General features: G+C 32.2%; 12 protein-coding genes. 1 reads left to right on the forward strand and 11 read right to left on the reverse strand.

All coding sequences use genetic code 11. The features are described from left to right. Window positions 1–13: 13 nt before the first annotated feature. A complete protein-coding gene (locus QWY92_RS18635) occupies window positions 14–538 on the forward strand; it encodes a hypothetical protein (RefSeq protein ID WP_290274393.1) in 525 nt (174 codons plus the stop codon). Between the two features lie 178 nt (window positions 539–716). Here QWY92_RS18635 and QWY92_RS18640 read toward each other — a convergent pair whose 3' ends face one another. From QWY92_RS18640 to QWY92_RS18690, 11 genes are all read right to left on the reverse strand, one after another. Further along, window positions 717–1,562, reverse strand: coding sequence for an SDR family oxidoreductase (locus QWY92_RS18640; RefSeq protein ID WP_290274395.1), 846 nt, complete (start codon window positions 1,560–1,562; stop codon window positions 717–719). An 11-nt stretch (window positions 1,563–1,573) separates the two neighbouring features. After that, complete coding sequence (locus QWY92_RS18645; RefSeq protein ID WP_290274398.1) at window positions 1,574–2,236, reverse strand: aspartate/glutamate racemase family protein; 663 nt, start codon at window positions 2,234–2,236, stop codon at window positions 1,574–1,576. A 1-nt stretch (window position 2,237) separates the two neighbouring features. Beyond that, the gene (locus QWY92_RS18650; protein ID WP_290274400.1) at window positions 2,238–3,185 is read right to left on the reverse strand and encodes an L-histidine N(alpha)-methyltransferase; all 948 of its coding nucleotides are present in this window, start codon (window positions 3,183–3,185) and stop codon (window positions 2,238–2,240) included. After that, window positions 3,182–4,330: an ergothioneine biosynthesis protein EgtB gene (gene egtB, locus QWY92_RS18655; RefSeq protein ID WP_290274402.1), complete on the reverse strand. Its 1,149-nt coding sequence runs from the start codon at window positions 4,328–4,330 to the stop codon at window positions 3,182–3,184. The genes QWY92_RS18650 and egtB overlap by 4 nt, the downstream gene beginning before the upstream one ends. Window positions 4,331–4,341: 11 nt before the next feature. Beyond that, window positions 4,342–4,719 (reverse strand): nuclear transport factor 2 family protein, encoded by a 378-nt coding sequence (locus tag QWY92_RS18660; RefSeq protein WP_290274404.1) that lies wholly within the window; start codon window positions 4,717–4,719, stop codon window positions 4,342–4,344. 116 nt (window positions 4,720–4,835) lie between these two features. Next, window positions 4,836–5,648, reverse strand: coding sequence for a type 1 glutamine amidotransferase domain-containing protein (locus QWY92_RS18665; protein WP_290274407.1), 813 nt, complete (start codon window positions 5,646–5,648; stop codon window positions 4,836–4,838). A gap of 49 nt (window positions 5,649–5,697) precedes the next feature. Next, the gene (locus QWY92_RS18670; RefSeq protein ID WP_290274409.1) at window positions 5,698–5,892 is read right to left on the reverse strand and encodes a hypothetical protein; all 195 of its coding nucleotides are present in this window, start codon (window positions 5,890–5,892) and stop codon (window positions 5,698–5,700) included. A 6-nt stretch (window positions 5,893–5,898) separates the two neighbouring features. Next, window positions 5,899–6,342, reverse strand: a complete 444-nt coding sequence (locus tag QWY92_RS18675) for a MoaF-related domain-containing protein (RefSeq protein WP_290274412.1) — start codon at window positions 6,340–6,342, stop codon at window positions 5,899–5,901. Between the two features lie 21 nt (window positions 6,343–6,363). Beyond that, window positions 6,364–6,996, reverse strand: coding sequence for an O-methyltransferase (locus QWY92_RS18680; RefSeq protein ID WP_290274415.1), 633 nt, complete (start codon window positions 6,994–6,996; stop codon window positions 6,364–6,366). Between the two features lie 97 nt (window positions 6,997–7,093). Next, complete coding sequence (locus QWY92_RS18685; RefSeq protein WP_290274417.1) at window positions 7,094–7,957, reverse strand: AraC family transcriptional regulator; 864 nt, start codon at window positions 7,955–7,957, stop codon at window positions 7,094–7,096. Between the two features lie 432 nt (window positions 7,958–8,389). Further along, the coding region (locus QWY92_RS18690; protein WP_496199480.1) for an Lcl C-terminal domain-containing protein at window positions 8,390–9,306 on the reverse strand (917 nt) is incomplete at its 5' end.

Raw genomic sequence — 9,306 nt, forward strand, 5'->3', positions numbered from 1 at the left:
TTAAACTTATAACATGAAAAAGATAACTACAACTTTATTCGTAATATGCCTTTTGGGTTATGCTAATTTTGCAAAAGCTCAAGATACAGATAATTACAAAAGGAATTTTAAATTTGGTGTTGGACTCAATGCAGGTTTACCTCTTAACGATCCTTATTCATTTAATGTTGGGGGCGATGTAAGAGCACAATACAATATTTCGAGTACATATTCCTTATGTTTTACAACAGGTTATAATAATTTGTTTGTAGAAGATGATGTAAACTTCGGCTATATTCCGGTAAAGGTAGGATACAAAACCTTCTTATTCAGTAATGAGTTTTACGCTATGGGAGAAATAGGAGGTGCTTTTTCAACTACAAAAGCATATAATGATAATTCCATGATTTTTTGCCCTAGTGTTGGCTACGCTACAAAGGCTATTGATATTAGTCTGAGGTATGAATTGCTAAAGGATTTTCCTATTATCAAAAAGAGCGCAGCAAACGAAGGATTAGCACAAGTAATGGTGCGTTTGGCTTATGGATTTGATTTATAAGAAGTAGCATACCGCTAAGTTCGAATTTTTAAGCATCAATTAATTTTTAGTTAGTTACGTAAAAGGATTGAGAACTTACAACTATATTTTAGCTCCTATTATACAGGATTAAGTAAAATTTTAAAAGCCCATAAACATGATGTTTATGGGCTTTTTGTAGTTTATTATACTTCGTGTTTTATTCTTTAAATTCCTTCATCATTTCTAGTACAGACTTATGATGTCTTCCTGTCACTTTTTCAAAATCAGAAGGTACATCATTTGCTCCATTTTTTATGCCTTCGTAAATTCCAGCAATTACAGTTCCTAGAAAATCTCCTAACTCTGCTTTTCTCTCAGCTAAATAATCGGATATAGATACAGGTGTGAATATTAATTGTGTATTGAATACTTGGTTTATATTTTCGGCCAATTGATTTTGAGTAATCGCGTTTCCAACTAGATTATAAATTTTACCATCATGTTTATCTTCAGTTAACATTTTCGTATAGGCTAATCCCAATTCTTCTCTACTCGTATAAGCACATTTTCCATCGCCTGCACAATTTCTAATCTCACCTTCCTTTACGTAAGTATCAATATATTCTAAATCGGGCTCAATATAAATGCCATTTCTTCCAATGACATAATCAAGACCTGAATTCTGAACATCTATTTCTGTTTGTCTATTACTCTGTACTACGGGACTAAAAGCGGTGTTTTCGGCATCTCCAACGATACTTGTATAAACGATTTTTTTTACGTTGTTATCTACGGCCGCATCAATAACGTTTCTGTGTTGTTGGATTCTTTTTTGTGGTTCATCCATTCCTGAAAGCAGCAAAACGGTATCAATACCTTGTAATGCGGCAACAAAATCTTCACGATTGTTATAATCTCCTTTTCTGATTTCAATGCCTAAGTACTTTGCTTTTTCTGGTGAACGCGCAATACCAATAACGTTTTCTTTTCCTACTTCATTAATGAGGTTTTTTACAATAGTACTCCCTAGTTTTCCGTTGGCGGATGTTACTGCAATTTTCATAATGTTAAATTTTATAATGTGTTTATGGCTGCTGTAATTTGAATATCAACCATATCAAAAAGTTTATTATTGTCTTTTGGTTTAAAAATAGATAACTCGGTGCAGGCCAAAACCACAGGGTTTTTAGCCGTATATTTCTTAATAATGTTATGGTAGTTTTCTATTTGTGCTTTAGTTTCTTGTTTGGAATAAACCTGTCTTCTAAATACATCAATTTGAAGTCTATCTTCGGCTGTTGGAATTTCTATGTCTATACCCTTTAAATTGAAAATGGCACGTATATAGGCCGAATTCATTGTGTATTCCGAACCCATTAATATAACCTTAGCGTGCTGTTGAACTTTAATTTTTGATGCTGTTAAATGAATAGGATGTAAAATATTTTTTTTAACTGATAATTGATCGATTGTTTCGTGCAATGTAATGTTAGGTACCAAAATATGAGCGGTATCTAGTTTTTCAATGTCTTGAATACATACTTGTGTTAAACGGGATAATTCTTTCGAAGTGTTTGGTAAAAGTGAATTAATAGCATCAAAATTGGCATTTAATAATATAAACGGGCAAGTGCTATAGCCACCATGTTTCAGGTTGAACATTCTATTTAGTTCACTGATATAATACAAAGTGGTTTGACTTCCTAGTCCTAATATGGCCAGCGTTTTTTTATTCATTTTAATGTCTTGTAAGAATGTAATCGGCAAAATAACCTTTGTTATCTTGTATTTTTGCTTCGAGATTAAAATCTGTATTTGCGATTATTTTTTCAACAAGTTTATCATTGTATTTTCTAGAAATCTCGGTGTGAATTTTTTCTCCTTCAGCAAGTTTATAGGTTTTTCCAATGGCTTTTATTTCTACTGTTTGATCGATGGTGCTTTCTATAAAACTTTTAGCAATACCTTCGTTTTTATCATATTCAGGTTGATGCTTAAAGTGATTAAGATTAAAATCACCATCCAATTCATTATTGATTCTATCTAGTAAATTAAGATTGAATTTTGCGGTAATTCCTTTACTGTCGTTATATGCAGGACGTACAATTTCGTTGGCTTTTATTAAATCGACACCGAGTAATAGTTTATCTCCAGCTTGAAGATTAGCTCCTAAATTATAAATGAATTTAGCTGCTAAATCATCCGTCATATTTCCAATATTAGACCCTAGAAATAATACTATTTTTGGTTTTTTACTGTCTTTTAAAGTAGCCAGAATTTCGAAGTAGTCGCCTTGTTTGGTTTGTACCGATACATTTGGCAATTCTTTATTCAGGTCTTGTTCTAATAAACCTAAAGCATTAGATGAAATATCGATAGGGAAGTAGTCGAAGGAATAATTTTCCGAATCTAACAATTTTAATAATTCTTTTGTTTTTGTGCCATCGCCAGCCCCCAATTCAATGAGTTCAAAATACGTATTCGGTTTTACGCCAAATGCATCAACCAATTCTTGAGTTTTATTCTGAAAAATATCCAATTCACAGCGTGTAAGGTAGTATTCAGGCAAGTTCATGATTTCTACAAATAGGGCATCTCCTTTTTTGTCGTAAAAGTATTTTGAAGGCAATGTTTTTGGATTGGATTCTAATCCTTTATTGACTTCATTTTTAAAATTTTCTATCATTTAACTAATCTTATTCCGGTAAATTGCCAACGTTCCGAAGGGTGAAAAAAATTGCGGTAAGTTGTCCTACTATGATTTTTAGAAGTAGCAACAGAAGCGCCTCGTAATACCATTTTGTTACTCATGAATTTACCATTGTATTCGCCAACAGCACCATTTTCTTTTACAAAATTGGGGTACGCTAAATAAGCACTGTTTGTCCATTCCCAACGTTTGCCCCAATCCATTTGTTGAGCAGCAATTTCCCACTCAAATTCGGTTGGTAAACGCATGCCTTTCCATACAGCAAAGGCATTGGCTTCATAATAATTAATGTGACTAAGTATCGCGTTTTTATCTATTTTTTGTAATCCTGAAAGGGTGTAATAATGCCATTCTCCATCAATTTTATGCCAATACATAGGCGAATTAATTTGTTGGCTATTTATCCAAGACCAACCTTCATCTAGCCATAAATTAAAATCGGTATATGCTCCGGCTTCTATAAATTCGATATAATCTTCATTCGTTACTAAAAAATTATTGATTTCAAAATCGGCTATAAATACCTTGTGAACTCCTAATTCATTGTCATAGCAAAAACCATCTCCTTGATGTCCAATTTCATAGATGCCTTCTTTTATTTGAATTGTTTCTTGTAATTGGTTTCGGTCTTTTAAAAGATAAACATCTTTATGATATGCAGGAAATAAAGGATTATGCCCAAGCATATATTTTACATCTGTAATTAATAATTCTTGATGCTGTTGCTCATGATTTAATCCTAAAAGAACCAAATCTAAAACGTCCTGAGTTGGATTATTTTTGAGGAAATCTAACATTTTCTCATCTACAAACTCGCGATAGGCAAAAATATGATCTGTGCTAGGACGCGACATATTTCCTCGGTTGGTTTGCAAAATTCTATCACCTACATTATTGTAATAACTATTGAATAAGAAATTGAAATTAGGATCGTATTCTGTATAATTTTCAGAGTAATTTTTTAAAATAAAGGTTTCAAAAAACCAAGTGGTATGTGCTAGATGCCATTTTGCAGGACTGGCAAAACTAACAACCTGAATGGCGTAATCTTCGGGTTGTAAATGTTTACAGAAGGCAATGGTTTGCAATCTGATGGATTTATATTTTTCGAGAATTTCCATGTCATTAGATCTTAATACATTGTATTGTTATTTGTAGCGGTTTTAGGGATTTGTTGAATGCTATCCCAATGTTCTACGATCTTTCCATTTTCATTAAATCGAAAGAAATCCATTGTTATGTATTGGTCATCGTCGGGCCAAACTTGATGTGTGTGCAGTGAAACAAGATCTCCTTCTGCTACGCTTCTTACAAACTCAATGGACTTAACAGGGAATTCACGTTGCATACGATCGAAATAATCAATGAAAGCTTGAGGACCATCACAAACCATTGGATTATGTTGGATGTATTGGTCTCCAACGTACAATTCTACTGCTTTTGTTGGGTTTCCTTCATATGCCATTTTGTAAAATGCAATGGCATTTGCTTTATTTTGTTGTATGTTCATTGTGTTTCCATTTTTGTATTAATGTTTTTTATCAAAGAAAAAACATATTCACCAACATTTTGTTTTGGTGTTATTGGCTTTATAAATTTAGTTATTTTTTTTTCTCTAGCTGTTTATTAAATACTTTTTAATTTTTGTAATGCATTTAAAGTAGCGATACCCACTTTTTCAGCTGATTGCGGATTTTGCCCCGTTACTAACCTTTGGTCGGTAACAACGTGCTCATTAAAAGGAGCCGACTTTTCGAAAATAGCACCACGTTCTATTAATTTATCTTCTAGCATAAAAGGAACAATGTTTTCTAATTTTACTTTTATTTCCTCTTCATTGGTAAATGCATTAACTTTTTTACCATCAACAAGATAAGAGCCGTTGCTTAACTTAATATTTACAAGTCCGGCAGGGCCATGGCATACAGCACTTACAATACCATTGTTTTCATAAATTTTAGTTGCTATTTCTGCAATTTCGTTATTGTCTGCAAAGTCCCACATAGCTCCATGGCCTCCTGCATAATGAATAGCTACATAATCATCAGGGTTTACTTCACTTGGTTTTTTAGTGTTTTCAATTTTGTTGCGATAGATGTCATTATCCCAAAATTTCTTATTGATGTCATCTGTCATGTCAAAAGCATCAACAGGAGCTTTGCCGCCTTTCGGACTTACAAAATCTATGTCATAACCAGCACTATGCAATACGTTCCATGGATGAGAAACTTCACCGAGATAGTAACCTGTTTTTTCGCCAGTATTTCCTTTTTCATCATGACTTGTAACAACGAATAATATCTTTTTTAAATTCTGAGTTTTTTTAGTTTCTGTTTTTGTGATAGATTCGTTTGAATTGCTTTTGTTTTTACAACTTGATAAAATAAAAGTAAAACTGATAAGTAGTAGGAGTGTTCCTGTTTTTATGTTGTTTGCCATGAATAATTAATTTTTTATTATTGGTTTATATATGATACTAACAACGGTTTTATGCGTTTTTAATTTCTTCTAATTCCTTTTCTAGCGCTTCAGATTTCTCTTTATATTTTTGCATAGCTTTTTTTAGCTGTCCCACTTTTTTTATAACCTCTTCATCTTGTAAAGCGTCATAAACTGTTGTACCATTTGTTTCTTTTACTTTTGATTTGCCTCCGCATGTTGGGCAATTTACTATTGTACTCATCTTATTTTATTTTTTTAAATGATCTATAATGCCACTTCTAAATACTGTTTTTAATGTTCTTTCAGGTCTGTTTTCATAACCAATGATAATTGAACTATGTACTATCATTTTTTCAAAATCTAAAACTACGGTTAAATAGTCTTTTTTTTCTGTTTCGTGCCAGTTTACTATATAAAGTTCATTTCCAATTTTTCGAGAACGATATGGAATATCCTTGTTGCCATTACCTTTTGCAGGTCCAGCGATCCATTCATATTTGGCTTTACCATTATCAAATTCAAAGTGTATTGCTGTACCATTCTGATATTGGAAGTTGAAAGAATATCCATCTAAAAAATGTTCTGGTTCTCCAAATTGAAAGTTGTTTTCTTCTATGGTTTTGTTCTGAGCAAAACCAAGTCCAACACTAAATAGGGCTAGACAAATACATGTGATTAATTTTGTTTTCATTTTGTGTGATTTTAAATTGTTTTACTGTTTTTTACGATTTATTAATACCGCTTTACCATCGAATATGGATTGAAATTTATAGTTTGAATTTTTACGAATTGTATTTAAAAAGGTTTTACTGTCTGCCATATTAGCATTATCAACGTAGATAATCGTGTTGCTGTGAAAGTTGGGTTCTAGCATTTGAAACAAAGGTAAATACAAATCTTTCCAACCATCTAAAAATAGTAGGTCTATGGGTTGGTTATGGTTTTTTAGTGTTTCCATAGCGTCTCCAATTCTAACTTCAATGAGATTATTAACACCTGCTTCCTTAAAGTTTTTAATTGCTTTTTCAGCTTTAGATTCAATTAATTCTGTGGTAATAATATGGCCATTGGTTTCTAATACGCCCTGAGCTAAAAATAAAGTAGAAATACCAAATGAAGTTCCAAATTCAACAATATTTTTAAGGTTATTATCTTTTATTAGTTGTACTAAATCTACACCTTGTTTTTTAGAAATTGAAAGATAAGCTTCCTTAAAATCTGAAGGTTGAATAGGTCTGAATATAGATGTTGTAAGGCCTTTTAGTACGTTAAATTTATCCTTTTTAGAGTCAATAAATAGATGACTTAAGGTATTTTGTATTTGAATATTTTGTTCGTTTATCATTTTGTGTAATTTATTATAACAAAGATGATACGTTTTGCTAAAAATAAGTTTATCAAAACAGGGTTAAAAATGGTAAATATGGGAAAACACTGTTTTTTTATTGTTTCGCTCTATAGACTTTAGGTGAAACTCCCGTTTTGTTTTTAAAGAATTTTGTGAAATTTGTAACCTCTTCAAAACCAGTGTTAAAAGCGATTTCTTTAATGCTGTTTTTAGAAATAACTATATCTCGTTTGACTTCTAGTATAACATAATTATCAATGAATACTTTAGCTGTATTTAGAGTAAATTCTTTCACTACTTGGTTTAGGTGCTTGCTAGAAACAGACAACATAGTGGCGTAATCTTTTACATTTCGGGTTTTACTGTAATGTGTTTCTACCAAGTTTTTAAACAGCATAAAAGTGTTATAATATTTTGAAGGTTTGCTGGGGATACCATTATTTTGAGATTTACGTTCTAATTTCAGTAAATAGAGGTTTAATAGCGCGGATGTAATATTTTTTTGAGCAAAATGATTGTGGTTTTCAATTTCTGGAATGAGTTGGCTTAGGAAGTCTTGGTTTAGTGTTTTATCGTTTGAAATAGGCGAAGTAATATGGTAATTGTACAAATGAGAAATGGTTTGAATAGAGGCCTTAGAAAAGTAGTTCAGTATAAAATTTTCTGTAAAGATGATTAGAAATCCTTCATAAGTTGCTTCTTTTTGAAAAGCATGAATTTGGCCTTTGGCTATTCTTAAAACCGTTCCTTCTTTCAATTCGTATTCTTTTAAATCAATTTGATGCGTTCCTGTTCCTTTGGTTACAATAAGTAATGCAAAAAATGTGATTCTATGCGCTTGGGTAGGGTTGTGGTCCTTAATTTTGGATATTCGGGCAAATAATTGTACAAGGTTTAAAAACTCAAAGTCTACTATGTTTTCTGTATTATTAAATGATATGTCAGGAATGTTTTTCAAGAGTTTAAATTGATATTTGCTGCTAGATTTGTTGGATGTTTAAGCATCTAATTTAGCAAATAAAAACGGAATAGGAAATGCTTGAAGGTTTTGGTAAGCAGGTTAGTGTAATAAATTATATATTGCGCTGGTTTACTTTTTGTTTATCCTTTTTTTTGATAAATAATAATTAGACCATGATAATCTATATGAGCTTAATTGTTTTACCGAAATAAGTTTTCTGTCTAAGCCAGATGTAGAGTCATTCATTTCTCGATGAGTATTTTTTCTACCTATAGCTAAATGGATAAACCAATTAAGCAAATATTAAAAGTGGTTGATAAAAGTATTTCAAACGGTGTTATTATAATTTTTCATAACAATAATTTATAGTGTCAATTAAGACACCGCTATCCATAATTAATTGTAATACTAAAGCATTTTTATATTCTTCTAAAAGGACCTAACAGCTCTTGCTGAGGGGTCAGTAAAATTAGTTCTGCCTTCAGTGGCTACTCCAGTTGTGAAATTAACATGATATGCAAAGTTAGCATTAGCTTTATTAAAACTAGAAGTCCAATAAAGTTCATTTCCTGTAGTAACAAAACCGCCTATTATAGTTCTGTTTTCATAAATTTTTAATAATTCATTCCTACTTGGTAAAAACCAATCTGAATATCCATTTAAACTTAAATTATAAGCAATAAATACAGCGCCTCCACTAACTTCTGGAGCTACTAACTCGGTATTGCTCTGCCCCGAACCAATATCAACAGGAGTTTCATACTGTGGTCCATTACCTTGACCATAAGTTCCATTGTTTACACGATTGCTTTGGTCTGAAGCTGAAATGATTAATCCATGCTGAACGTCGGCATCGAACCCAGGGTCTCCAGGCTGTAAAATATAACCAACAATACCGCCCTCATAAGAGTCTCCAACAGCCAATACGCTTCCTGTATAATTATATGCTCCATGTTTATTTACAGCACCACCTACACCTAAAGCGCCCTTTATACTTACAGCATCAAGATCTCCGGCATAGCTTACACCTCCATACTTAGTAACCACTTCCACTAATACATTAGTGATGTTTGATGATATTGATGTTGCCGCCAAACAAGCATTAGAGTTTTCATAATTTACAGCCACCGTTTTATTTCCATAGGACAACCATTTTAGAGTCAAATTATCATCTAAAACTGTTCCTCCTGATACTATAGAATAATCGGTATTCAAAACACCTGGAATACTCCAACTGTAATTTGTTTTGCCTGTTTCAGTAATATATGTTACATCGGTATTTATCGGAATGATTCCTGCTGGTTGTGTTGTAAAGCTTGGTGTTGGACGCGTATTTACAGTTACTA

This window comes from Algibacter miyuki (assembly GCF_030409805.1).
GTDB lineage: Bacteria > Bacteroidota > Bacteroidia > Flavobacteriales > Flavobacteriaceae > Algibacter > Algibacter miyuki.

Bases quoted from the DNA above. Each gene is read 5' to 3' on its own strand.
- QWY92_RS18635 (WP_290274393.1), top strand. From the start codon at position 14: ATGAAAAAGATAACTACAACTTTATTCGTAATATGCCTTTTGGGTTAT.
- QWY92_RS18645 (WP_290274398.1), bottom strand. From the start codon at position 2,236: ATGAATAAAAAAACGCTGGCCATATTAGGACTAGGAAGTCAAACCACT.
- QWY92_RS18660 (WP_290274404.1), bottom strand. From the start codon at position 4,719: ATGAACATACAACAAAATAAAGCAAATGCCATTGCATTTTACAAAATG.
- QWY92_RS18665 (WP_290274407.1), bottom strand. From the start codon at position 5,648: ATGGCAAACAACATAAAAACAGGAACACTCCTACTACTTATCAGTTTT.
- QWY92_RS18670 (WP_290274409.1), bottom strand. From the start codon at position 5,892: ATGAGTACAATAGTAAATTGCCCAACATGCGGAGGCAAATCAAAAGTA.
- QWY92_RS18640 (WP_290274395.1), bottom strand. From the start codon at position 1,562: ATGAAAATTGCAGTAACATCCGCCAACGGAAAACTAGGGAGTACTATT.
- egtB (WP_290274402.1), bottom strand. From the start codon at position 4,330: ATGGAAATTCTCGAAAAATATAAATCCATCAGATTGCAAACCATTGCC.
- QWY92_RS18675 (WP_290274412.1), bottom strand. From the start codon at position 6,342: ATGAAAACAAAATTAATCACATGTATTTGTCTAGCCCTATTTAGTGTT.
- QWY92_RS18650 (WP_290274400.1), bottom strand. From the start codon at position 3,185: ATGATAGAAAATTTTAAAAATGAAGTCAATAAAGGATTAGAATCCAAT.
- QWY92_RS18680 (WP_290274415.1), bottom strand. From the start codon at position 6,996: ATGATAAACGAACAAAATATTCAAATACAAAATACCTTAAGTCATCTA.